This window comes from Bdellovibrio reynosensis (genome assembly GCF_022814725.1).
In the GTDB taxonomy this organism is placed as follows: domain Bacteria; phylum Bdellovibrionota; class Bdellovibrionia; order Bdellovibrionales; family Bdellovibrionaceae; genus Bdellovibrio; species Bdellovibrio reynosensis.
In genome coordinates this window covers 2,481,461-2,504,422 of the sequence record NZ_CP093442.1, presented here as the reverse complement: position 1 = coordinate 2,504,422, position 22,962 = coordinate 2,481,461, and the positions used below count along the sequence as shown (strand labels likewise).

25 protein-coding genes are annotated in these 22,962 nt (G+C 42.7%); 18 read left to right on the top strand and 7 right to left on the bottom strand.

Annotated features, from left to right (window positions below; all coding sequences use genetic code 11):
* Window positions 1–60: 60 nt before the first annotated feature.
* From rpsF to MNR06_RS11720, 4 genes are all read left to right on the top strand, one after another.
* Window positions 61–519, top strand: a complete 459-nt coding sequence (rpsF, locus tag MNR06_RS11735) for a 30S ribosomal protein S6 (protein WP_243536248.1) — start codon at window positions 61–63, stop codon at window positions 517–519.
* A gap of 21 nt (window positions 520–540) precedes the next feature.
* Window positions 541–1,428: a DUF2232 domain-containing protein gene (locus MNR06_RS11730; RefSeq protein WP_243536246.1), complete on the top strand. Its 888-nt coding sequence runs from the start codon at window positions 541–543 to the stop codon at window positions 1,426–1,428.
* A 51-nt stretch (window positions 1,429–1,479) separates the two neighbouring features.
* Window positions 1,480–1,923: a 50S ribosomal protein L9 gene (gene rplI / locus MNR06_RS11725; protein ID WP_243536244.1), complete on the top strand. Its 444-nt coding sequence runs from the start codon at window positions 1,480–1,482 to the stop codon at window positions 1,921–1,923.
* Window positions 1,924–2,133: 210 nt separating this feature from the next.
* Complete coding sequence (locus MNR06_RS11720; RefSeq protein WP_243536243.1) at window positions 2,134–2,991, top strand: S1 family peptidase; 858 nt, start codon at window positions 2,134–2,136, stop codon at window positions 2,989–2,991.
* Between the two features lie 74 nt (window positions 2,992–3,065).
* Here MNR06_RS11720 and MNR06_RS11715 read toward each other — a convergent pair whose 3' ends face one another.
* The 5 genes from MNR06_RS11715 to MNR06_RS11695 form a co-directional block, all read right to left on the bottom strand.
* A complete protein-coding gene (locus MNR06_RS11715; protein ID WP_243536239.1) occupies window positions 3,066–3,260 on the bottom strand; it encodes a hypothetical protein in 195 nt (64 codons plus the stop codon).
* A gap of 164 nt (window positions 3,261–3,424) precedes the next feature.
* Complete coding sequence (locus MNR06_RS11710; protein WP_243536238.1) at window positions 3,425–4,351, bottom strand: SDR family oxidoreductase; 927 nt, start codon at window positions 4,349–4,351, stop codon at window positions 3,425–3,427.
* Between the two features lie 14 nt (window positions 4,352–4,365).
* Window positions 4,366–5,775, bottom strand: coding sequence for a replicative DNA helicase (gene dnaB, locus MNR06_RS11705; protein ID WP_243536236.1), 1,410 nt, complete (start codon window positions 5,773–5,775; stop codon window positions 4,366–4,368).
* A 152-nt stretch (window positions 5,776–5,927) separates the two neighbouring features.
* Entirely contained in the window at window positions 5,928–6,227 is a 300-nt protein-coding gene (locus MNR06_RS11700) for a helix-turn-helix domain-containing protein (protein WP_243536234.1), read from the bottom strand.
* Between the two features lie 116 nt (window positions 6,228–6,343).
* Window positions 6,344–6,982: a radical SAM protein gene (locus MNR06_RS11695; RefSeq protein WP_243536231.1), complete on the bottom strand. Its 639-nt coding sequence runs from the start codon at window positions 6,980–6,982 to the stop codon at window positions 6,344–6,346.
* Between the two features lie 113 nt (window positions 6,983–7,095).
* Between MNR06_RS11695 and MNR06_RS11690 the strand changes: the two genes are divergently transcribed.
* The 11 genes from MNR06_RS11690 to MNR06_RS11640 all read left to right on the top strand — a co-directional run bounded on the left by MNR06_RS11690 (window position 7,096) and on the right by MNR06_RS11640 (window position 17,426).
* A complete protein-coding gene (locus tag MNR06_RS11690; protein ID WP_243536230.1) occupies window positions 7,096–9,501 on the top strand; it encodes a DNA translocase FtsK in 2,406 nt (801 codons plus the stop codon).
* A gap of 70 nt (window positions 9,502–9,571) precedes the next feature.
* On the top strand, window positions 9,572–10,144 hold the full coding sequence (locus MNR06_RS11685) for a hypothetical protein (protein WP_243536228.1): 573 nt from the start codon (window positions 9,572–9,574) through the stop codon (window positions 10,142–10,144).
* A 3-nt stretch (window positions 10,145–10,147) separates the two neighbouring features.
* A complete protein-coding gene (locus tag MNR06_RS11680; RefSeq protein WP_243536226.1) occupies window positions 10,148–11,014 on the top strand; it encodes a tetratricopeptide repeat protein in 867 nt (288 codons plus the stop codon).
* A complete protein-coding gene (locus MNR06_RS11675; RefSeq protein ID WP_243536224.1) occupies window positions 10,998–11,210 on the top strand; it encodes a lipoprotein in 213 nt (70 codons plus the stop codon). The genes MNR06_RS11680 and MNR06_RS11675 overlap by 17 nt, the downstream gene beginning before the upstream one ends.
* Window positions 11,207–12,061 carry a diaminopimelate epimerase gene (gene dapF / locus MNR06_RS11670; RefSeq protein WP_243536222.1) on the top strand — a complete coding sequence of 285 codons (855 nt, stop codon included), beginning with the start codon at window positions 11,207–11,209 and terminating at the stop codon, window positions 12,059–12,061. The genes MNR06_RS11675 and dapF overlap by 4 nt, the downstream gene beginning before the upstream one ends.
* The gene (dapA, locus tag MNR06_RS11665; RefSeq protein WP_243536220.1) at window positions 12,058–12,939 is read left to right on the top strand and encodes a 4-hydroxy-tetrahydrodipicolinate synthase; all 882 of its coding nucleotides are present in this window, start codon (window positions 12,058–12,060) and stop codon (window positions 12,937–12,939) included. The genes dapF and dapA overlap by 4 nt, the downstream gene beginning before the upstream one ends.
* Window positions 12,936–13,625: a 4-hydroxy-tetrahydrodipicolinate reductase gene (locus MNR06_RS11660; RefSeq protein ID WP_243536218.1), complete on the top strand. Its 690-nt coding sequence runs from the start codon at window positions 12,936–12,938 to the stop codon at window positions 13,623–13,625. Before dapA ends, MNR06_RS11660 begins: the two co-directional genes overlap by 4 nt.
* Window positions 13,622–14,131, top strand: coding sequence for a hypothetical protein (locus MNR06_RS11655; RefSeq protein WP_243536216.1), 510 nt, complete (start codon window positions 13,622–13,624; stop codon window positions 14,129–14,131). Before MNR06_RS11660 ends, MNR06_RS11655 begins: the two co-directional genes overlap by 4 nt.
* A gap of 54 nt (window positions 14,132–14,185) precedes the next feature.
* Entirely contained in the window at window positions 14,186–14,833 is a 648-nt protein-coding gene (gene fsa, locus MNR06_RS11650; RefSeq protein ID WP_243536214.1) for a fructose-6-phosphate aldolase, read from the top strand.
* On the top strand, window positions 14,833–15,273 hold the full coding sequence (locus MNR06_RS11645; protein ID WP_243536212.1) for a hypothetical protein: 441 nt from the start codon (window positions 14,833–14,835) through the stop codon (window positions 15,271–15,273). The genes fsa and MNR06_RS11645 overlap by 1 nt, the downstream gene beginning before the upstream one ends.
* 23 nt (window positions 15,274–15,296) lie before the next feature.
* Complete coding sequence (locus MNR06_RS11640; RefSeq protein WP_243536210.1) at window positions 15,297–17,426, top strand: hypothetical protein; 2,130 nt, start codon at window positions 15,297–15,299, stop codon at window positions 17,424–17,426.
* Here MNR06_RS11640 and murD read toward each other — a convergent pair.
* On the bottom strand, window positions 17,419–18,774 hold the full coding sequence (gene murD / locus MNR06_RS11635) for a UDP-N-acetylmuramoyl-L-alanine--D-glutamate ligase (protein ID WP_243536208.1): 1,356 nt from the start codon (window positions 18,772–18,774) through the stop codon (window positions 17,419–17,421). The genes MNR06_RS11640 and murD overlap by 8 nt on opposite strands.
* Between murD and MNR06_RS11630 the strand changes: the two genes are divergently transcribed.
* Window positions 18,756–20,231: a metallophosphoesterase gene (locus tag MNR06_RS11630; RefSeq protein WP_243536206.1), complete on the top strand. Its 1,476-nt coding sequence runs from the start codon at window positions 18,756–18,758 to the stop codon at window positions 20,229–20,231. The two genes, murD and MNR06_RS11630, sit on opposite strands and share 19 nt — an antisense overlap.
* A gap of 89 nt (window positions 20,232–20,320) precedes the next feature.
* Window positions 20,321–20,515, top strand: a complete 195-nt coding sequence (locus tag MNR06_RS11625) for a histone-like protein (protein ID WP_243536204.1) — start codon at window positions 20,321–20,323, stop codon at window positions 20,513–20,515.
* A gap of 58 nt (window positions 20,516–20,573) precedes the next feature.
* On the opposite strand, the gene ligA is transcribed toward MNR06_RS11625, so the two are convergent.
* Window positions 20,574–22,574 carry an NAD-dependent DNA ligase LigA gene (ligA, locus tag MNR06_RS11620; RefSeq protein ID WP_243536203.1) on the bottom strand — a complete coding sequence of 667 codons (2,001 nt, stop codon included), beginning with the start codon at window positions 22,572–22,574 and terminating at the stop codon, window positions 20,574–20,576.
* Window positions 22,575–22,680: 106 nt separating this feature from the next.
* Here ligA and gatC point away from each other — a divergent pair, with 106 nt between their 5' ends.
* The gene (gatC, locus tag MNR06_RS11615; RefSeq protein ID WP_243536201.1) at window positions 22,681–22,962 is read left to right on the top strand and encodes an Asp-tRNA(Asn)/Glu-tRNA(Gln) amidotransferase subunit GatC; all 282 of its coding nucleotides are present in this window, start codon (window positions 22,681–22,683) and stop codon (window positions 22,960–22,962) included.

The window sequence follows — 22,962 nt, the reverse complement described above, 5'->3', positions numbered from 1 at the left end:
AAAAAGTCATCCTTGCTCCCGCTCAAAGAGGTGGGGGCTATAAACCGAAAGGATCGTTACATGGCTACTACTACTGCGACAAAACCATACGAAGTTGTCGTTCTTATGCACCCAGATGCAACTCTTGAAGATCAAAAAGAGCTTTTCAAAAAAAATAAAGCGACAATTGAAAACTACAAGGGCTCTGTGAATTCACTAGAGACTTGGGGCAAAAGAAACTTGGCTACTCCAATTGGCAAGTTGAAAAAAGCTGTCTACTTCCATGCTACATTCGAAGCAGACACACAAGCGATTGCAGAGCTTGAAAGAACTATGCGTATCAACGATAAAGTTCTTCGCTTCATGCACACTCGTCTTGATGAGCGCGTGCCTTTGGCAAAATACTTGGAAAGCTTCAAAAAAGGTCTTTCTGAGTCTGCAGCTCGTGAAAAAGAACGTGAAGCAAAAATGGCTGCTCGTAAAGCCGCTTTTGCAGCTGCGAAAGCAGAGCGTTCTGAGCGTTTCGATAAAGGCGAATAATTAAAAATAAAGGCGTAAGCCATGAAGAAGACTGCTACCACACAGAAGTTCATCACAATCTCATCTCTCTCGATTTTGTTGTCGATGCTCACTGTGGTTATGGGAGCTCCTCTTCTTCGTGTCCTACGCAAAGCTTATGGTCCCCTCGCCTTTTGGATTTTGGGACTGTTAGCAACAGGAACTGCGTGGTTCCTGAACGCACAACCTCTCGCACTTTTTCTTGGCTCTGTTTGGATGACTTTAGGGGCCTACATGGAATTAGAGCAAAAAGGTATTGGGTGGTGGATTTCGGGACTTCTAAGTATTTCTGCAGGGGCAGCGGCCACAGGCCTTGGTCTTCTTGGGGCATTTAGAACAAACGGAATTAATACGCAGGCTGAAATTCAAAGGTTAGCGGAACAGTTTGCCGGCAAAGTTCAAGCTATGAACCCGACGGTAAAATTAGATCCAGAAATTTTGGTTCAGCAAATCCCTTCAGCTATCGTCATCATTTTAATTTTGGCGTTAGGTTTGGGATTAATTTTTGAGAAACGCGTTTTTTCATGGCTCAATTTGCCCCGTGAGAAAATTGCCTCTCAGCTCAAGTTGTTAGAATATCGTGTTCCTGATTACGTGATCTGGATTGCGATGACTGCCTTCCTTCTAACAATGGTGAGTTTTGGCGGTAAGGCCATTGCCATCCTGGCTGTAAATATTGTGAACGTAATTATCGTTCTTTATTTTTTTCAAGGGCTGGCGGTGTTGGAGGTATTTCTGGATTCTATGAAGGCTGGTGCCTTTACAAGAATTCTGACGTACATAATCTTGGTCGGACAATTATTGCTCTTACTGAGCGTTATTGGCCTGATCGATTACTGGGTTGATTTCAGAAGTCGGATTAAAAAAATCAAGACTGCTGAAAATAACTAAGTAACTTTACTTAAATTGCACTTCGGCGACGAAGTAGTAAATGGAGATCACATGAAAGTTATTCTTCAAAAAGACGTTAAAGATGTAGGTCGTGTTGGTGAGCTTGTGAACGTTTCTGAAGGTTTCGCAAGAAACTTCTTGTTCCCACGCAAACTTGCTGCTGAAGCAACTGAAAAACGCGTAAAAGAATACGAACACTTGAAACGCGTTGCTGAAACTAAAAAGAAAAAAGCAATGGCAGAGCGCCAAGAGCTATTGAACAAAGTTAACGGTACAACTGTTACTTTCAAATTGGCTGCTGGTGAAACTGACAAACTTTTCGGTACTGTTACAACAACAGATATCTCTAAAGAATTGCAAAAAATGGGTCACTCAGTAGACCGTCGTGACATCCACCTTGAAGAGCCAATCAAAGTATTGGGTCAACACAAGGCTGTAGTTCGTTACTCAGAAGGTATGGAAGCTAAAATCCAAATCTCTGTAGAGCGCGCTTAGTTAGTTCTTTTGAATTAATTAGTTACGTAAAGGGAACCTTCGGGTTCCCTTTTTTATTTCCTATTGAAGCTGCTTCAGCCTACGCGCGCAGGCGCTTCGGCTCTGCCGGGCGCAAGCCCGCCATAAGATTTTCTTATGAATTACATTTGAAAAATTGTATTGCCCTGGTTCCAAAATGGGTGTTTAACGGCGCTCACCTTAGGAGGGAATATGATTTCTAAACTTTCAACGAAAGTACTTTTAGCGACTGTTGTTCTAAGCTCAATGGTTGCTTGTTCTCCTAAAAGCACTCCTAAGTCTGAATTTGGCACTTCTACTTCTACAGCCTCTATTATTGGTGGCGAAAAAGTAAAAGCTGACGATCAAATCGTTAAATCCACAGTAGCTTTGATGTCATTCAGAGAAGATGCTCAAGGCGAACAATCTCAGTCGTTTTGCACAGGCACGCTCATCGCAAAAAATGTTATTTTAACTGCCGCTCACTGCATTCCCTATATTGCCGAAGATGACAAAAGAGGCGGAATGCTAGTGATTTTCCATTTGGATTTGAACAAAGCGACTCAGAAAGATGTTTTAGAAATCGTCGATGTAGTGATGCACCAGGATTATGGAACAGACGTCGAAGCACAGGAAGATTTAAATGACATCGCTTTAGTTAAGTTCACTGGCGAACTGCCAAAAGGCTATGGCGTTGCTAAACTTCTTACTGATTCATCCCTTTTGAAAAAAGACGCGACAGTGACATTGGCAGGATACGGTTACATCAAAACTGACGGTGTGAACGTAGAAAACGACTACAATCTTCGTAAAGCCAATGTGCAAATTTACGACAGAATGGGAAATACAGAAATCGTTTTGGATCAAACTAAAGGCAAAGGGGCTTGCCACGGAGACTCTGGTGGGCCTGCCTTTTTAAAAGTAGATAACGTTGAGTACGTTTGGGGCGTAACCAGCCGTGGAATCTACAAAGAAGGTGATCCTGATAACTGCCAGACTTACAGTGTTTACACTGAGGTGGCAGCACAGGCCGCTTTCATTAAAGAGGGTTTAGCTAAGCTTTCAAAATAATTGAAGGCATGTGTTCTAGAGGGGAAATAAGAAGGGGTCCGCAAGGACCCTTTCTTATTTTAAAAAACTGAAAATTAGGCGCTGTATTCTTCGCAGCACTCAAGCATCACTGAATGCAAGTAATCAGCGACAATTTCGCGTAAATCTTCAATCGTAAGATCGTCAGGATTTTTCCCGTGTTGAGCGATAAGTTGATTCAGTTCTCTTTGAACTGGGTCTTCAGGTAAACCTGTTGCTTCAACCACTGTCTTGATAAGAGGTTTTTCCATCCTCATTGCCTCCGTGCAAATGGGTCCCTTCGCTTGAAACGAAGAATAAGTCTTCCGAATCCGTTCAGAAGCCTCATTATTTGGACGTTACTAGTCCATCAAGAGGTTAATAGGAACTCAACAGCTAAGGCGCAATTCGGGCCTTGGTCGAGCCAATAGTGCTGTTAACGGCGATGGGAATGTTCTTTCGACCACTTTCGGGCGTTTGGTAAAAACCAATACAAGATAGGTAGCAAAATTCGGCGGGGTAAAGCCCTGCGCACATAATAGAATAACTTTGCATCAAAAGTCGCTGGAACCCATAGCGGTGGATTGTTGGTTTTCATGATTTTAAGAATTTGTTTAGCGACTTTTTCGGGGGTCGTTAAAGACATATTCATCATCTTTGCTACAAACGGGGTCATGTTCTGATAAAAATCGGAATAAGGTCCCTTCCAATTGCGTGTCGGATCAGAACCATCGGTGTGGTATACGTTCATAAATGAAGTGCTATGAATGAATCCTGGTTGTACTAAAGAAATAGTTACGCCAAAGGGGCGCATTTCATACCACAAGGCTTCACTGGCCCCTTCTAAGGCAAATTTAGAAGCAGAATAAGAAGCCATCGTTGGCATCGCAAGCATTCCGCTTACTGAAGAAATATTGATGATCTTTCCACGGCCCGTTTGGCGCATATGCGGAAGTGAAAGTCGAATCAAACCCATCGGTCCAAAATAGTTGGTGGCCATTTGTTTGAATTCATCTTCTTCGGTCATGTGCTCAATCACTGAACGATATGAAATACCCGCGTTATTCACTAACACATCAACCCCACCCCACAGCTTACCGATTTCACTGTAAAGTCGGGTGCGATCTGCTTCACTAGTGACATCTAAAGGGCGAACCACAAAGCGTTCATCATCAAGAAAATGTTCGCGCAGCTTAGCGATACTTTTTTCTCGCGCTGTCGCGACCACGCGGTATTCCGTTTGTTGATGAAGAAGTTTAGCTAAAGCTAAGCCGATACCAGAAGAACAACCTGTTACTAAAACAACAGGCTTGAAGTTTTGCGGTTCCGATTTTTTCTTAAGAAGATATCGCAAGGGCCTCATAGAGGCCCATTATCTTAAACTGGGGCGCCAGGTGCAAAGTTTTTAGGTCTGCCGCCTGGCATTGGTGGAGGTGCTTGAGGTGGCGCAAAAGCTGTTGGAGCTTCTGGCTCTGCGTCTCTGAATCTATTGTATTGAGCATCAAAGCGCAGTTTAACAGGGCCTGTGGCACCATTACGCTGCTTACCAACGATAACTTCTGCGTGACCTTGTTTATCTGGATTTTCTTTATCGTAGTAGTCATCACGATAAAGCATCATGATAACGTCGGCATCTTGTTCGATCGATCCAGACTCACGCAGGTCAGATAGCATTGGTTTCTTTTCCGTACGACCCTCTACCCCACGATTCAGCTGGGCTAGTGCGATGATAGGAATTTGTAATTCCTTGGCAATGGCTTTTAGAGATTTTGAAATCTCCGCAACCTCTTGCTCACGGGAATTGAATTTCTGTTTCATGCTCATCAACTGCAAGTAGTCGATCATGATCACATCAAGACCGTGCTCTGCTTTTAAACGACGGGCACGGGAACGAATCTCAAAAGGTGAAACACCTGGAGTATCATCAATGAAAATAGAAGCTTCAGAAAGGGCGCTAGCTGCATTGATCAACTTAGGCCAAGCTGAATCTTGAATACGACCGTTACGAATTTCACTCATGCTAACTTTGGATTCAGCAGACAACATACGCATCATCATCGACTCTTTACCCATCTCTAATGAGAAGTAAGCAACAGTCTTTTTCAAACGTAAAGCCACGTGCTGAGCAATATTTAAAGAGAACGCTGTTTTACCCATGGACGGACGAGCGGCAATGATCGTCATCTCGCCTGGATGAAGACCCGCGGTCATTTCATCAAGCTTTTTAAAGCCGGTACCGATACCAGTGATTTCTGCTTTGTTTTTATAAAGCTCTTCGATCTTTTGGATGGAAGCCTTAACGATTTCCATTGAACCGACAAGACCTGTCGCTGTTTTAGCTTCGCCGACTTTGAAGATTTCAGATTCAGCCTGATCGACGAAAGATTCAACGTCGACGAAATCTTGATCGTAAGCTTTTTCAATAAGGCTGCTATTGATTTGAATCAAACGACGTAAAGTCGCTTTGTCTTTTACGATCTTAGCGTGGCTGCCGATATTTGCTGATGAGATAGTTTTATCTAGTAAGCCAACAAGGTATTCAGGTCCGCCCACCATTTCCATGGAGCCTTCGCCCTGAAGGACGTTCGTCACCGTGATGATATCAATCGGCTGACCCTTGCTGTGCAATTCTTTAATAGCGTTATAGATCTTTTGATGGGCTGGCTTATAGAAATCATCAGCCATAAGCACGTCGCCAACTTGGTCTAATGCTTCTCGGTCTAACATGAGACCGCCCAGAATTGATTGTTCTGCCTCGAGATTTTGAGGCGGAATTCGCGTACTCATTGAACCCCTCTTAGAGTAACGAAAGTAGTTTTCTACACTCCGACTTCGTCGTAGTAGCTTTTCTACACTCCGACTTCGTCGTAGTAATATTTGTGGGCCTTAGACTGAGACGCGGTTCAAATGATGGCCCACTGATGCCTGAAAAGAATGTATTAGTTCATTTTCTTTACACGGATCTTATAGTTGTCAATTTTCTTCTTAAGAGTATTGCGATTGATGCCAAGCATTTGCGCGGTTTTCACCTGATTGCCGTTATAAGCACGCAAAGCAAGCTCTAATAGAGGCTTTTCCACTTGTTCGATAACTACGTTGTATAAGCCATTAAGCTCAACTTGTGCTTCTTTTTGCTGAGCAAATAGAACTTCAAGTTTGCTCTTCACAAGCTTTTCCAAGCTTACAGACTGAAGATTAGCGACAAAAAGATTATCTGAACTGTTTAGGTTCGGCGTCATGGGTCTCCCAAAATTTTCAGGCTTAACAAAAATTGCCAGGCTTAATTGGAGTGATTGTTGTTTCAAAATTCTTTCGAGGACAAAGTCGGCTCAGAAAAAATCACTGAAATAAAATCCTATACTCCGCGTGTTTCGGAAGACCAAATATACTTATGAAGCTGCAATTGCAACCTTGCAGATGAATTTTGCTGCAATATTTTTTCTGCCAACCAGCGTTCAGATACTTGGCCGTATGATGGACTGTATAAAACAACGAAATTTTCGAATAAATTATGTTGACGACAGAAAGTTTCAGACCAAACGAAGTCTTCTTCTGAACAGATGACAAACTTGTATTCCGTGCTGGTCGTGGAAAAGCGGATGTTATCCATAATGAAAGAATCTGCTGCACCACTATCAGGAGTTTTTACGTCTAAAATTATTTTTACTCTTGGATCCACTGCTTCAACGCTTTTTGATCCGCTAGTTTCCAAAGAAACCTTGTAACCTTGGTCACACAAAGTTTTCATTAATGTGTGAACTTCTTTTTGTAACAAAGGTTCACCACCGGTGATACAAACGTAAGGAGTTTTGTGCGAAGCGATTGTTGCGATGATAGCATCAAGGCCTTGCATCTCGCCTTCGTAATAAGAATATTTCGTGTCGCAATAAGTGCAGCGCAGATTGCAAGCCGTTAGACGCACGAAAACCGTGGGATTCCCCACATAAGTCGTTTCGCCCTGAATACTATAGAAAATCTCATTTATTTTAAGCATATAGGCCTAAATTCACTCGCTGTTACAGGACGTTTTGCCTGTGTCTCAGGGCTTAAGTCAAGTACACGGGCTTTAAGCCTGACTAACTGTAGGGAATTTCGTAAATTTTTTAAATGAATCAATTCCTAAAAAAGTACCGACAGGACGTTATCTCAATTAGCTTTTTAGGTTTAGGGCTCTTTTTCGCTCTAGCTTTAATTAGTTACAACCCTATGGACCCATCGTTAAATTCGACGGGTCAAAGCCTAAGGGCCACCAATTACTGCGGTATTGTGGGAAGTTTCCTGGCGGATATGCTTTATCAATCCCTGGGTCTTGCTGCCTGGGTTATGGTGACCTGCTTTTTCCGCGTCGCTATCGCAAGTTTTCGAGGAGAGTCTTTAAATCTTAAGAATATCCGCTTCGTTTGGGCCCTTATGCTTATCGTAAATACAGCAGCCTTGTTGTCGCTGTATTTGCCAACGACAAAGATCTTCCAAAAACAAATTTATCTGGGCGGCCTTTTAGGTTTAGGTGTTTCTCAAGCATTAATGCGCGCATTTAATTCTATCGGTGTGCAAGTCATCTTGCTTTCATTGATGGCTGTGCTGATCGTGTTTTACTTTGAAAAGTCGTTGCAGGAATTGACTGAAGCACCACGTGATTTACTTGCTTATCTAAAAAAGAAAAAAACGACAGACAAAATTGCCGCTTTCTTTGGTGGCATGTTTGTTACTGATAAAAAGAAACCAAAAGCTTCTAAGGCTGATAAGAACAAAACTGTATTTCCACTTTCTGACAAAAAATTTGTAGATAAAGACGAAGAGGAAGAAGAAGAAGGCGACGAAAAAGAAACAGTAGATCTTCGTGGGGCCGTACAAACAAAATTCAAAGCCATTGCTGACGAAGAAGAAGTTGAAGAAGATGAAGAAGAGGGCATGGAGGATGAAGAAGAAACTCCAGCAGTCCGCCTATCGCAGAAACGTAAAGTCGTGATGAAGGTCAAACCACCTCGTCGAATTGAAAATTGGGATATGCCTAAGCTTGGACTCCTTGAAGATCCTCCGGCTTCCCGTATTAAAATTGATAAAGCCGAAATTCAGCGTAAGGCCGATTCACTTGTAGAGAAACTTAAGAACTTCTCTATTGAAGGCCAGATTGTCGATGCGAAACCAGGGCCCCTGGTTACAATGTACGAATTTAAACCTAATGCCGACGTTAAGATCAGTAAGATCTCTGAGCTAGAAGATGATTTATCTTTGGCACTTTCTTCTGAATCAGTGCGCGTGGTGGGACACATTCCTGGTACAGACGTTGTTGGTATTGAAACTGCGAATTTAAAGCGTGAAACAGTTTATTATAAAGATCTTATCGCCGAAGACACTTTCTGGAGTGAAGATCTTGCTTTACCAATGGCCGTTGGCCGTGCGGTGGATGGTGAACCAAAAGTTGTCGACTTAAGAAAAATGCCTCACTTACTTATTGCTGGTACGACAGGCTCTGGTAAGTCGGTATTTGTAGGATCAATTATTACGGGTCTTCTGTTTAGACATTCCCCTAAAACCCTACGTTTAGTTTTGATTGACCCGAAAATGGTCGACTTAGCTCCGTTTTCAACTGTGCCTCATCTAGTGCTTCCACACGTGACAGAACCTAAAAAAGCTTCGACTGCTTTAAAGTGGGCCGTGCGTGAAATGGAAAAACGCTATAAATCTTTATCAAAATTCGGTGTTGGTAAGATTGAAGCTTTCAATGAAAAAACGGGAAATCTTGCCAAGAACGAAGTTGAAGAGCATGAAAAAATCAACTTGGAGCTTGAAGAAGGAAAAGCCAAGCTTGAGCAGTACTACTATCAACCACTTCCTTATATCGTAATCGTCGTGGATGAGCTGGCTGACTTGATGATCGTTGAAAAACAAAACATCGAGGAACCCATTCAGCGCTTAACTCAGAAAGCTCGTGCTTGTGGTATTCACTTGATCCTTGCAACCCAATCACCGCGCAAAGACGTAGTTACGGGATTGATTAAAACCAATATCCCAGGTCGTGTCGCTTTGAAGGTGGCATCAAAAATGGACTCGCGAATTATCATTGATGATTCTGGCGCAGAACGACTTCTTCCAAATGGTGATATGTTATTCCAAGCTCCAGGTGTGGGTAAGCCGACTCGTCATCACGGTCCTTATTTGTCAGATAAAGAAATTGGCAATGTCGTTAAACACTGGGCCGTTCAAGCAGAACCTGAATACGATCCTTTAGCAATGCGTGCTCTTGAAGGTTTTGCTCCGGATGGATCAGAAGCTGGCGAAGGTGGAGCTTCTGGATTTGAAGAAGAAGAGTATGATGAACGCTATGACGAAATACTTTCTTGGGCTTCAGCACAAAAGGAAGTTTCAGCTTCATTAATTCAACGAAAATTCAAATTGGGTTACCCAAGAGCAGCAAGATTGATTGAAGTTTTTGAACGCGAAGGTGTTGTGGGACCATCAAATGGCAGCAAGCCGCGTCAAGTTCTCGTAGGAAGTTTCGGAGAACAATAAATTGAGCCTTGACGGGCCCTCCCTTGGTCGTGGTGTGATTAAAAGCACCATAAACAATCAAGGAGGAATTATGTTTAAGGCTCTTATCGCCGCTTTAGGTTTGGCGTTCTCATTAAATGCAGTTGCTGCTCCAACAGCACACGATGTTTTAGTTCAGGTTCAAATGCCTGCAATCATGGACCAAGCTCGCACTTTGGGTTTGGACTGGAAAGTTGGCGATCGCGCTGACTACACGATCGACATGGGTTTCTTAAAAGGAACTATGGTTATGTCTGTGAAGTCTATCGGCAACGATGGAATCTGGATGCAACAAGATGCTGATCTTGGTTTTGCTGGCAAACAAAAAATCGAAACTTTGATCGATCCAAACACTGGCGAAATCAAAAAAATGCTAGTTAACGGTAAAGAACAACAAGTACCTAAACAAGACGTAGAAGTGATCGAAGTTAAAGAAGCTACAATCACAGTTCCTGCTGGTACTTTCGAGTGCATCCACGCTCGTCTAAAAGACAAAGAACAAAACGCTGAAATCAACGCATGGATCAACCCAGAGAAAGTTCCAATGTCTGGTTTGTTGAAACAAGTTGCTCCAAGCCAATTCGGTCAAGTGACTGTTGTTTTGAAATCATTCCAAAAACAATAATCAATGAGATTGAATTTTAAAAGAGCCGCTCTTATAGCGGCTCTTTCTTTTTCTTGCCTTGTTAGTTTCGCTCAGACCAAGCCCGCTAAGTCTGAGACGTATAAAGATATTATCGAAAAAGCCTACAACTTAAGTTTGCAAAGAGATCGCCAACAGGCGCTCAACATCCTTGCCAATGCTTTGCAAAAAGAAACCCGTCCGCAGGCTATTGCTGAACTTAAAAAAACAATTTCTGAAGTGGGGCATATTTTCTTTAGTGATAAGGCCCAACAGCTTTTTGAAACCGGTGTTTCACTTCGTAAAAACGAACTTAATCAAGCCTTAGATAAGGTCGTCGAAGCTTCTCGCATTGAACCTGACAACTTTTCTATCATCAAAGAACAGTCCCGCCTTTTAATCGCCAAGGGGGACTGCAAAAATGCCCTAGAGCTTGTGCAAAAACAAATTTGGGCTCTTCCCTATGATGAAGAATTCAAACTAAGCCTGGCCCAAGCCTATGGGTGCCTTGGTAAATGGGTTGATTATCAAAGATTGGCCGATACCGTGGTTATTAAGAAATCCCCACTGCAAAAGTTCTGGTCAGTTTTAGAAGCGGACAAATATATTTCTGCCAAGAACCTAGTAAAAGCCCAAGAAGTTCTTACCAATTTGAAAAAGTCCGACGATAAGTACCCTGAAACATCCTATTGGTTGTGGAAATTTGATTTAGCGCAAAAACGCACGAACTTAGACATTGCCCAGAAATACGTGATGACCTGCAAAAACATTTCAGCGAATCAGTATAGACAGTATATGATAGACCCCATGCTTTGCCGACACCTTGCCGAGGTTGAAAGCGAGTTAAAGGGGATGAATGGAACGCCTGAATAATATTTTCTTAGCGATGGTCGTCGTTTTTGGGCTTAGTGCATGTGGAGTGAAAGGGAAACCGCTTCCGCCACTAAACCCTGCACCCATTGGACATGGAAAACCCATCCTAAAAGAAGCCGAACAAAAAAAGTATCAGAAAAAATATCGTTCACTTGAAGATGAAGAAAATGATTCCTCAACCACGGAGGAGCCGTGAAAAACTTTTTACCGGTGAATATCACAAAGATGTCCGGAGCAGGAAACACGTTTGCCTTAGTAGACGCGCGTGACGGTTCTGAATGGGTCGGCACTGAAATCAAGTTGGGACTTTCTCGGCCCCAATTTGCAAAACTTGTTTGTGATAAAATCTTAGGGCTAGCAACAGACGGTCTATTGTTGATCGAGTCTGGCGACAAAGACTTTGATTTTAAATGGGACTTTTATAATAGCGATGGCTCGACAGCAGAGATGTGCGGAAACGCGGCTCGCTGCGCGGCTCTTTACTGTTATGAAACCATGGAACCTGCTGAAAAAAATTCTTTAAAGTTTGAAACAGGTGCAGGGTTGGTAACGACACAAATCCTTGGGGATGGGCATGTTCGGGTATTAATGCCTGAAGCAAAGATGGTAAACCAAGAACAGATTTTAAAAATCGGCGATAAAACCGAAAAGTTTGTTTTGGTGAACACAGGTGTACCTCACTTGGTACAAAAAATTTCTGACTTATCTGCGACCCTTTCTTTAAAAGAAATGGCAAGAGCTGCCCGCCACCATCCGGATTTAAAGCCTGCCGGGGCGAATGTGACTTTTTATGCTGTAGATTCTGAAAACCACATCAAAGCTGTCACCTTTGAACGTGGAGTTGAAGATTACACTTTAGCTTGTGGCACGGGTGCCGTGGCAGCGGCTTTCGTTCATGCGCAAGGTAGTAATCAACCCAAAGTGGTTGTGCAAATGCCTGGTGGATCTTTGCAAGTAGTCTTTAATGACAAAGAGGTTCATCCGCTTATGACTGGTGAAGCCGTATTTGTTGGTGATTTTAAATATAATCTTGAGGTGGTTCGATGAAAGACTTTAGAGGTACGTTCACGGCGCTAATTACGCCTTTTAAAAACGACAAAATTGATTTTTCATCTTTGGATCGACTGCTAAAGCAACAACTTGATGGTGGCATTAACGGTTTTGTCGTTAATGGTACAACTGCGGAAAGCCCTACACTTTCATCTTCTGAAGTGTCAGAGCTTTTTAAACATATTCGTTCGTCAGTAGGACCTTCCGTTCCTTTGATCGTAGGAACAGGATCTAACAATACAGCAAAGTCCATTGAAGATTCAAAAAAAGCTGAAGCCATGGGCGCTGACGCGATTTTGGTTGTTGTTCCTTATTACAATAAACCTCCACAAAGAGGATTGTATGAACACTTTAAGGCAATCGCATCGTCGGTGAATATTCCAACTTTGCTTTACAACGTTCCTGGCAGAACTGTGACCTCACTTGCTCCTGAAACTGTGACCAACCTTTCTAAGGTTAAAGGAGTTATTGGCATTAAAGAAGCCACTGGAAAAATTGATCTTGCTAGCGAAATCATGAAAGCTTGTGGAAAAGATTTCGTGATGCTTTCAGGGGATGATGGAACTTACGTTGAATTCTTAGCAGCTGGTGGCCATGGTGTTATTTCAGTAGCAACCCATGTGATTCCAAAACAAATGGTGCAATGGAGACAGTGGGCTTCTGAAGGGCAAATTGAAAAAGCTCGCACGGATATTAATAAATACATGAACTTGATAAACTTGCTTTTTGTTGAAGCAAATCCAATTCCTGTCAAAAAAGCATTGCAGTTAATGGGTGTAATTGATTCAGCTTCAATGCGTTTACCGTTGGTGGAATTATCACCAGAGCATACAGAAAGCTTGCATGCCGAGATGAAAAAAGTGGGTTTAGTGTGAAGAAATTGAAGTTCGGGATCGTCGGTGCCAGCGGACGCATGGGCCAGGAAATTGCTAAAGTAATTGAAAACACGAAGGGCGCTGAAGTTTTTTATCCGTTTGATCGCGAGGACAAATGGGATTCAAGAAAAGCAGCTCAAGTCGATGTGTGGATTGATTTTTCTTCACCCGAGGCTTTAAAAGACGTTCTTAAAAGAGCCAGTGAACACAAAACTCCCGTAGTTTGCGGCACTACCGGCTTTTCAAAAAAAGAAAAAGATTTACTAGAAAAATATAGCAAAACCTTTCCTGTTCTGTGGTCTTCAAATATGAGCTTAGGTGTTGCTGTACTTAACGAAGCACTTAAGTCACTAGCTGCGATTTCTCACTTTGACTTCCAAATTGAAGAAATCCACCACAATAAGAAAAAAGACAAACCGTCAGGCACTGCGATTACTTTGCAGGAAAATTTAAAAAAAGCCGTGCAAAAAGATTTGCCAGAACCCTTAGCGATTCGCGGTGGCGGTGTTTTCGGGATTCATAAAGTTTATTCGATGAGTGATGAAGAAGTTTTGGTGTTTGAACACAACGCCCTTAATCGCACTGTTTTTGCTAAAGGTGCCGTTCAAGCAGCGACTTGGTTAGTTAAACAAAAAAAGCCAGGCCTTTATCAAATTCGTGACGTGCTTTTTGGTAAAAAAGCATGAACCCTACCCGCCATTCGGCATTAATTCATATCGCCCTGGATTTAGTGGGTGGAATTGAAAAGGCAAAAAACCTTTTAAGCCAATTTACAGAAATTGGTGAGATCGTAGCGATCTCATCAGTTTTTAAAAGATACCTGACACCAGAGCATTTAGATCTTAGTGCCAATATTGAATTTGTGGTTCGTTATGAATCGCAGATGAGCGTCGATCAGATGTTGTACTTTGTAATGTCACTTTCCGATGAAGGTAGCCAAGGTGTGAACCGAAAAGGTAAAACAGAACTTATCTTGTTAACCTACGATGATAAGATTTTGATGTCGCCCCGTCTGACATTGCCTTATCCGATGCTGCACCAAGACCCGCTGATAATTCGCTGCTCCTCAGAAGCGTGGCCTCAATATGAGCATCCTATTTATCAGAAAAGTCTTAGTGAAATCTCTCGATCGGCGCCGCCAGCACAGCAAGCAGAGTTTTTTATTCAAGGTAAAAGCCTGGTTGATTTTTAATAATAGGCAACGTACAAATTTGGGGTACCTTTAATCTTTAAGACGGAGCCCCTCATGAAGTTTTTCATTGATACAGCTGAAATCGAAGAAATTAGACAAGCCAATCTGCGCGGATGGGTTGATGGCGTTACTACGAATCCATCACTGATCGCAAAATCTGGAAAACCATTTCATGACGTAATCAAAGAAATCTGTAAAGAAGTTTCTGGCCCGGTTTCGGCTGAAGTAATCAGTCTTCAAGCTGAAGAAATGATTCGCGAAGGTAAAGAGCTAGCTAAACTTGCTTCTAATATCGTTGTTAAAATTCCAATGACTGAAGATGGAATGATCGCCGTTAAAAAATTAAAATCTGAAGGTATCAAAACAAACGTTACATTGGTTTTCTCGCCAATGCAGGCATTGCTTGCTGCTAAAGCTGGCGCGACAATGGTTTCGCCATTCGTAGGACGCTTAGATGATATTGGTGTTGAAGGTATGACAATGGTGGATCAAGTAATCCAGATGTACCACAACTATGACTTCGACACTGAAGTTCTAGTTGCAAGTGTTCGCAGCCCAATGCACATCCAAATTGCCGCTGAAATGGGTGCTGATATCGCGACAATTCCATTTAAGGTAATGCAGCAAATGACTCATCATCCTTTGACTGACAAAGGTATCAAATTATTCATGGACGACTGGAACAAGGCTCAGAAGAAATAATGAAACATTTCTTTGTTAGCTGTCTTTTTTTATCGACTGTTCTTTTGTCTAGTTGCACGACTGGCGGAGTGATCTTACGGGAAACTCCGCTGAGTGTCAGTGAAACCAGACGGGTGATTGTTGGAGTTATCGGCGAACCTCGCTCGATCAGTCAGAATGGTCGAGAAATCGTTTCCCAGTTTTATGACAAGAAAAACAAGTCGATAGAGAAGATGGACATGGCAAAGGAGCGTTTTTACTCTCATTTGACAATACTTGGGGACCGCCGTCCCTATGACGTCCAGGTTGAAGTCCTAGTCGAAGGTCGAAACGAAGACGGTGGTTTTGACCTTGTTGACCGTGATGACGACAAAGCTGGAATCCTTGCTGAGCGCTTAAGACAGGCGCTTAACCAAAGTCGTGACACCCGTAACGTCATTGACGACTTCCGCTCATTTTAAATACCCTTAAAGAGTAGTCAAAAGTGACTATCCTTAAAATTAAGAGGTTGTCGTTGCAAGGAATGCGACTTAAGCGGATTATCCCGCTGGCAGTATTAGCCTTAAGCTTTTGCTGGCCAAGCCATCTCGGTGGCTTGAAGTTCATTCCTATTTATGAAGCCTTAACGATCAAGGCGCAAAAAAACTCCCCTCCTCACATCGCTTTCGAAGAAGTATTAGAATCTGAAAAAGATCTGTCTGAATGGGCACGCATCGAGCAATTGAAGCCACTGACCTTGGCAGTTGAAAGAAATTCTTCAACTCCGGTATTCAGCAAAAAAGTGGCGCTTCCAGAAATGGTGTTGCAGAAAAGCGTCGAAAGAATAAACTTTGATTCGCAAAATGTAGCGGAAGCAGATTCAGGACAATGGATTGATCAGCTTCCTGCGAAACAAGCTTTACGCCTACAAGAAGCACAAAGACGCAGTGAGGTTCTTGGCCAAGATTGGACTGTGCCTACGTGGTCTGACATGGCTAAGGAAGTTTTAGAAAAGTCCGGAGTGTTAGTTCACTCGGCTCCGGCAAAAAATGTTTACGTTGCTGGTGCAGGAAACAAAACACAACTTCCTGGTCCGAAGGTGCAATTCCCTGGAAAACCAAGTGCTGAAACTGGCGTCGATAATGAATCGTCATTTTCTCCAGCAAATTCTTTAATTGAAGAACGCGCTTTGGGAAAATCCATCGTCGGCCCACTTGAGATCACCGGTGGTCTTGCGATCACAAATGAACATCATATTGAAATTCGTCGTAACGATGAAGGTGTTTTAAAGGAACTAGGACGCGTCGATCTGATTAAGGGTCTTTATAATATCGATGTTGAAGACACTTCAGGCTCTGTGGTTGCCCGTTTAGTAGATAAAGACGGAAAAACTTTAGGTGAAGGTTCATTTAAGTTAAGTCGACTTATCAGTAGCGAAGAAAAATCTGTGCAAGGGCCCGCAATCAAAATCGCTCCCCGTCCTGACTTTGCTGGGATCATTGCAAGTGCTTATAATTCTAAGCCGAATGATGTCGCCCCATCTAGTACGCGCGCCACCTTCGTAAAAGGTGTCAGTGAAATCAGCGTTAAAAAAGATGGATATGCATCCATGGATAATGTGGCGAAGGGTTCTAGTACTGTTCTTCGTGCGGCAGCTCCGAATCATTTGCAAACTTCAGCCATCATTCTTTCTGGTGCTGAATTTAAAACCCAGCTTTTCCCTGAAAGCATGATAAATGCCCTTTTGGATATCGTTTCCCAACAGCGCAATCAGTCTTTTGAAAACCATGAAACAATCATCTGGGGTAAAGTCAGCCTGGATGGAAAAACAGTTTCAGGAATCGAAGTCAGCGTCGAATCAGATCCAAGCTTAGTGCCGATTTATTTTAATCAGTTTATGCTTCCGGATCCGACGCTGAAGTCCACCGGTGAAAATGGACTTTATGCTTTCATCGGCGCAAATCCAGGGTTTCATTCATTATTAGCTGTAAGATCAAATGCGATATTTGGTTATATGAATGTCGTGGTTGATGAAGGTGCTTTGGCTGAAGGAAATATCGATGCCACGATTCGCAATGAATCTGTGCCATTAAGAGTGTTTGATGCCTTTACCGGTGAAGCCAAAAACGCTGTCGTCACGTTGCAAAGCTTAACTAACGATGTGAACGTTGAAAATGGTGTCACCACAGTTACACTTCCTTCTATCGCGCGTATTGGTATGATGCGTGTTCAACCTGAAGGCTCTGATTATGTGGCGGCAAGGTATTTATATAACGATACAGACAGCTTCCTGCATTTACCTTTAGTGCAGTGGCCGTGGCTGAATTCAATTAAGACTTATTTGAAAATCGATGATACGCCAACCTCGGGGTTTATCGTCGGCTTTGTTCCGGATGAAGATTTTGAAGTGCATTTAGCGGCTTACGATAACTTTGAATCAAGATTTATTGTGTACTTCGATATGCAAGGACGAATTCTTCAAACTGGCAAAGGTATCGCTGGTGGTGGATTTATTATTTATAACGTTCCTGAAGACACCCACGAGGTTGTGGTTCTAGGGCAAAGAAGCGGAAGAATATACTCCCGCGTATTGCCGGTGGATGCTAATTCGCTATCCGTGTTGTCGTTTAGATAGTTTTTGAAAACTCTTCGATTTTTTTCTTAAAGAAATTTCCACGGTCTTCAAAGGATTTAAATTCGTCTAAGCTTGTTCCACCTGGGCTTAATAAAACCGTGTCGGTTTTCTTAGCTTTCTTGAAAGTGTCTTCTAAAGCTTCAGAAAGATGCGCAAAAGAAGGTCCCGGCAAAGCGGACTTTTTCTGAGCAATTTCTCTGCATTCACCAAAGAAAATAAACTCTACACCTTGTAATTTGTTAAGCGGAATTAAATCCTGCCAGGGAAGATTTTTGTCTCTTCCGCCTAAAAGCAGGTAAAGCTTTCCACCATTTTCTAAGGTGTCAAAGGCTGCAGTGGTGGCGATCAGCACGCTGTCCATTGCTGTAGCTTTACTGTCGTTGATAAAACGAATGCCATTAATGTAGCCTAAGTTTTCTAAGCGATGGGCTAAGCCTTTAAATGATTTCATTCCTTCAATGGCTTGTTGAGGCCAGCCCGCAGCAATGGCAAGTGCTGAAGCAAGTGCCAGGTTATCCTGATTGTGTTGACCAATTAGTTGAGCTTTTTCAAGTTGGTAGCTTGCTAGATCAGGATCATTTTTTGAAATGACCTTGATTTGTTCGCCATCACCATTTTTCTTAAAGTACTCAATCAGATCGCCACCTTCGCTATTTAAAAACATGGAGTTTTTAGTCAACGAAAGGATATTCCACTTTGTACGATAATAATGTTCTAGGTTGTCGTATCGTTCTAGATGATTAGAGGTGAAATAAGTAATCGCGGAATAGTCGAGTTTTAAGTTTTCACAGTTTTCAAGTTGATAGCTTGAAAGTTCCAAGACCACCCAATCCGCTCGCGGACGTTTGCCTTCAAGAACATCAGCCGTATAATCGGCAAAAGGAAATCCCAGATTTCCGCCGATAAAGCCACTTTTAGAAAAGGACTCTAATCCGGCACCTAAAAGTGAAACCGTCGTGCTTTTTCCTACTGAACCCGTCACACCCATTAATTTTTCACTGGTTAAACAAGACGAAGCAAGTGAGATTTCACTTGTGATTTTCGTGCCTTGCTCGCGCGCTTTGGTGATCCAACCAGCACTTAAGGGAACCCCTGGGGAAACCACCAGAGTTTGTGGTCTAGCTTCAGTCATCAGCGAATCGGGGTCTTTAAAGTCTGCCGTTTCAAGTTTGACGTCGAAAGTAAGAATTGAATCTGAGGCAAATCCCAGTTGTAAAAGCAGACGTCTAGTTGCTTCGCCACTTTTACCCATACCGACTATTGCTATTGGAGTTTTCAGGTTCTTGATAAATTCGTTCATCTGCACGATCATATTCTTGGGAGGAAGATTTGCCCACTTCTTTTTCACAAGCTTTTCCTGATTTCAAAAATGCCACACACACTGCCATAATCAGTGATTTGCACTTGTGTGAGGCGGAACCTATTAATCCGAAGTATCCCTTGTGGAAGAAGTTTAAAACTCGGCAATTTTTCTTTGACGATACCTTTACCCAATTCGTTAAACACATCGAAGACAAAGCGCAGGGCGCGCCCGTTGAACTGATTCTTAACGGCGACATCTTTGATTTTGACAGCGTTACCAGCGTCCCTAAAGAACCGGTGTTTCACGTAGAGTGGTTAGAGCGTCAGCGCGGTTTATATCCACGGGAAGAACGTTCTCGCTATAAGATTGAAATGATTCTTAAGGATCATGTCGATTTCGTAAATACTTTGCGTGAATTCATTCTGCGCGGAAATCGTGCCGTTTTCGTTATCGGTAATCATGATTTAGAATTGCATTTCCCCCAGGTGCAGGAAGAAATTTTTAAACACCTGAACCTGCCGGATCACAAGCGCCATGAAGTTCGTTTTGCAGAATGGTTTTACATCAGCAACCAAGACACTTTGATTGAGCATGGCAATCAATACGACCCGTATTGTATGTGTGAAGACCCAATCAACCCCTTTGTGCGTGGTTATAACTACGTTTCACTAAAGCTGCCGTTTGGGAACTTGGCTTGTCGTTACATAATGAACGGTATGGGATTTTTTAATCCCCATGTTGATAGTAACTACATCATGACTTTGCCTGAATACATTCGCTTTTTCTTTAGGTACGTGGCCCGCGCCCAACCACTTCTTGTCTTAACTTGGTTTTGGGGGGCAGTGATGACTTTGATTCACTCTTTCTTTGACCGCTTGGCTGCGCCGATCAGAAATCCTTTAAAGATTGAAGATCGTGTTGCCTTGATTGCGCAAAAATCAAACGCTGAACCGCGCATGGTGCGTGAACTTAAAGAACTCTTTGTAGCACCGGCTGCAAGTAATCCATTTTTGCTAGCGCGCGAACTATGGTTAGATCGTGCGTTTATGATTTTCGTGACCTTCTTTTTAATCTTTCAACTAATGGTCTTTGTTCGCTCCGTTTACGAAGTGTCGTTTTTTTGGGCGTTTATTCCGTTATTTTTGTTGCTGCCCTTCTTCTTATTTTACAGCAAGTCAGTGACTTCGCTCGTTTCTGGCTACAAAGAGCCGGATGATCGGGTGTTAGCAATGGCTAGTGCCATCACGAAGGTACACCGGATTGTTTTTGGTCATACACACCAGACCCGCCATGAAATCATTGGATCAGTGGAACACCTTAACAGTGGCTGTTGGTCACCGGCGTTCTTAGATGTGGAATGCACAAAGCCCCTTGATCAAAAAACCTACGTGTGGCTTTCTCCGGGTGAACAGGGGACCCGACAAGCTGAACTTTTTAGATTTATGGATGGCAAGTCAGAGCTGATGACGAACCCAGGACGTGGAAGTTCATCAAATAATTAGTGCGCCGCAAGAAGATTTCATATTGTCAATTTCTTGACCCTATGCAACCCTTTTTACTGTTTCAATAACATGGATGGAGAGGTTTAATCATGGCAGACGTACTTGTAGTGACAAGCAAAGTGAAAAAACTCATCAAAGATAAAGGTCAAATGAACACTTCTGCTGAGACAATTGATGTACTTAGCAAAGCTATCGAGCAACTTTGCTTGAAAGGTATCGAGAGCGCAAAAGCTGACGGTCGTAAAACTGTTATGGCTCGCGATATCGTTATCGACCATCTTTAATTTGATGTGTATCTAAGAAATTAGACCCCACGGCGTAAAAACCGTGGGTTTTTTATTTTTAAAGCATCTTCTGTAAATCATCCCACGAGATGATTTTCACACCCAAGCTTTGTGCTTTCTCAACTTTAGATCCCGGGTCATCGCCGACCACCAAATAACTAAGCTTCGAAGATACAGAGCTTAAAATCTTACCGCCATTTTGTTCGATGACGTCTTTGGCATCATCGCGTTTTACTGGCAAAGTGCCGGTGATTAAAAAACTCATTCCAGATAACGCCCCTTCAGTAGAGCGCACAGGATTTGTGATGTTCACGCCAAGCTTAATCATGTCGTGAACCTCTTTCACTAGAACTTTGTTTCCAGTCCAAGTAGCAATTGCTTTAGCCACCTTCGGACCGATTTCAGGAACTTGCAAAAGTTCTTCTTCAGAGGCCTTTAGGAAATTTTCAATATTAACAAAATGATCAGCCAAGTGTTTCGCTGTCTGTTCACCGACGAAGCGAATCCCTAAGGCAAAAATAAAACGCGCTAGTGTCGGTGTTTTGCTGTTTTCAACGCTGTTAATGATATTTTCAGCCGACTTATCGCCTTGGCGTTCTAAAGAAAGAATGTCTTCTTTAGTAAGTCGATAAAAATCTGAAAACTTCGCAAGCAACTTATTATCAACAAGTGTTTCAATTAAACGATCACCGACTTTATCAATATTCATCGCTCTGCGCGCGACAAAATGTTTTAAGGATTCTTTAACGACCGCGATACAAAGCGGATTCACACAGCGAGTGACAACCTCTTCTTCAGCTTTCACCACTTTTGATCCACACGCAGGACAATGATCAGGAATTAAGAACGGTTTGCTGCTCTTTGGACGCTTGTCCAAGATCACAGATACGACCTCGGGGATCACATCGCCGGCACGTTGAATGATGACTGTGTCACCAATGCGCACATCTTTACGATTGATCTCATCTTGATTGTGCAAAGTAGAATTCGTTACTGTGACACCGCCTACTTTTACTGGCGTCATGATCGCAACCGGAGTTAAAGCGCCGGTTCTTCCCACTTGGACAGCGATATCTTCAATCACAGTTTGCGCTTGTTCAGGTTTAAACTTAGCGGCCGTAGCCCAACGTGGGCTACGCGCTACAAGACCTAGATCATCTTGCAGACGTAGGGAGTTAACTTTGATAACAACACCATCAATATCAAATGGAAGTTTTGGCCTGACTTTTTCGATGAAGTGGTAATAGTCGACCACCGCTTGCGGGCCTGTGGCCTTTTTAACTAGCTCAAGATCCTCTTTGGTTTGCACAGTAGGGATGTTTGCTTCAGAAAAATAATTACCAATGTCAGCTTGGGTTTTAAATTCTACACCCTCCATAGCGCCTAAAGCATAGGCAAAGAAACGCAGAGGACGTGAAGCCGTGATTCGGGGATCTAACTGACGAACTGATCCCGCAGCTGCGTTTCTTGGATTAGCAAAGGTTTGTAAACCATTTTCTTGCTGAGTTTCATTAAGTTTTGCGAAGTCTTGTTTGAACATCAAAACCTCACCACGCACCTCAAGCAAAGGCGGTGGTGTTTTAAGTGGAAGCTTTAGTGGAATGCTTTTGATAGTGCGAATACCTTGACTGACATCTTCACCGACAGTGCCATCCCCGCGAGTCAGTGCGCGCACGAATTGACCATTTTCATAGATCAATTCCATGGAAAGCCCGTCAAACTTAGGTTCGCACAGGTATTCGATTTCCTTATCAGTTTTCAAAAACTTTTTTACGCGTTCATCAAAATCAAAAATGTCCTCAGGCGAATAACTGTTCGATAAAGACAACATCGGCAAACGGTGCGAAGCCTTTTCAAAAGCACCTAATGGAGCCCCACCGACACGTTGAGAAGGTGAATCGCTAAGGTCTAAATTCTTTTCGCTAGCTTCGATTTTTAATAGCTCACTGAAGAGTTGATCATACTCGTAATCTGAGATCTGTGGACTGTCCTTGACGTGATAGTGGTAGTCATGGTGGGAAATAATCTTCTTGAGCTCTTCGTGGCGCTTTTTCGACATGCATGGAATCTATCATTAAGGTCCAGTCTGGAAAAGATGCATCGCCCTAAGAGTGACTGAGTTATGTTTTTTGATTACTTTTATTTTTTGTGAAGGAGAAATGCCCATGATTGACAAGAAAACCATTGAGCATATCGCCAAGCTTGCACGTTTACATGTAAGCGACCAGGAAGCTGAAGAATACAGCACACAACTGGCCAAGGCGTTAGGTCACTTTGAGCAGATCTCAAAAATTAATACCGCAGGCTTAGAGCCTCTGATCACTCCCACGGAAATTGAAGCCTATTGGCGGGAAGATGAAGTGAAACAAAGTTTCACCGCTGAAGATATGACGGCCAACGCTCCTTCGCGTGCTGGCAACCTATTTAAAGTTCCACCTGTTGTTTAA

What these genes read in the sequence shown, in the direction of transcription:
- rpsF (WP_243536248.1), top strand. Translation starts at nt 61, where the DNA reads ATGGCTACTACTACTGCGACAAAACCATACGAAGTTGTCGTTCTTATG.
- MNR06_RS11730 (WP_243536246.1), top strand. Translation starts at nt 541, where the DNA reads ATGAAGAAGACTGCTACCACACAGAAGTTCATCACAATCTCATCTCTC.
- rplI (WP_243536244.1), top strand. Translation starts at nt 1,480, where the DNA reads ATGAAAGTTATTCTTCAAAAAGACGTTAAAGATGTAGGTCGTGTTGGT.
- MNR06_RS11720 (WP_243536243.1), top strand. Translation starts at nt 2,134, where the DNA reads ATGATTTCTAAACTTTCAACGAAAGTACTTTTAGCGACTGTTGTTCTA.
- MNR06_RS11715 (WP_243536239.1), bottom strand. Translation starts at nt 3,260, where the DNA reads ATGGAAAAACCTCTTATCAAGACAGTGGTTGAAGCAACAGGTTTACCT.
- MNR06_RS11710 (WP_243536238.1), bottom strand. Translation starts at nt 4,351, where the DNA reads ATGAGGCCCTTGCGATATCTTCTTAAGAAAAAATCGGAACCGCAAAAC.
- dnaB (WP_243536236.1), bottom strand. Translation starts at nt 5,775, where the DNA reads ATGAGTACGCGAATTCCGCCTCAAAATCTCGAGGCAGAACAATCAATT.
- MNR06_RS11700 (WP_243536234.1), bottom strand. Translation starts at nt 6,227, where the DNA reads ATGACGCCGAACCTAAACAGTTCAGATAATCTTTTTGTCGCTAATCTT.
- MNR06_RS11695 (WP_243536231.1), bottom strand. Translation starts at nt 6,982, where the DNA reads ATGCTTAAAATAAATGAGATTTTCTATAGTATTCAGGGCGAAACGACT.
- MNR06_RS11690 (WP_243536230.1), top strand. Translation starts at nt 7,096, where the DNA reads ATGAATCAATTCCTAAAAAAGTACCGACAGGACGTTATCTCAATTAGC.
- MNR06_RS11685 (WP_243536228.1), top strand. Translation starts at nt 9,572, where the DNA reads ATGTTTAAGGCTCTTATCGCCGCTTTAGGTTTGGCGTTCTCATTAAAT.
- MNR06_RS11680 (WP_243536226.1), top strand. Translation starts at nt 10,148, where the DNA reads ATGAGATTGAATTTTAAAAGAGCCGCTCTTATAGCGGCTCTTTCTTTT.
- MNR06_RS11675 (WP_243536224.1), top strand. Translation starts at nt 10,998, where the DNA reads ATGGAACGCCTGAATAATATTTTCTTAGCGATGGTCGTCGTTTTTGGG.
- dapA (WP_243536220.1), top strand. Translation starts at nt 12,058, where the DNA reads ATGAAAGACTTTAGAGGTACGTTCACGGCGCTAATTACGCCTTTTAAA.
- MNR06_RS11655 (WP_243536216.1), top strand. Translation starts at nt 13,622, where the DNA reads ATGAACCCTACCCGCCATTCGGCATTAATTCATATCGCCCTGGATTTA.
- fsa (WP_243536214.1), top strand. Translation starts at nt 14,186, where the DNA reads ATGAAGTTTTTCATTGATACAGCTGAAATCGAAGAAATTAGACAAGCC.
- MNR06_RS11645 (WP_243536212.1), top strand. Translation starts at nt 14,833, where the DNA reads ATGAAACATTTCTTTGTTAGCTGTCTTTTTTTATCGACTGTTCTTTTG.
- MNR06_RS11625 (WP_243536204.1), top strand. Translation starts at nt 20,321, where the DNA reads ATGGCAGACGTACTTGTAGTGACAAGCAAAGTGAAAAAACTCATCAAA.
- ligA (WP_243536203.1), bottom strand. Translation starts at nt 22,574, where the DNA reads ATGTCGAAAAAGCGCCACGAAGAGCTCAAGAAGATTATTTCCCACCAT.
- gatC (WP_243536201.1), top strand. Translation starts at nt 22,681, where the DNA reads ATGATTGACAAGAAAACCATTGAGCATATCGCCAAGCTTGCACGTTTA.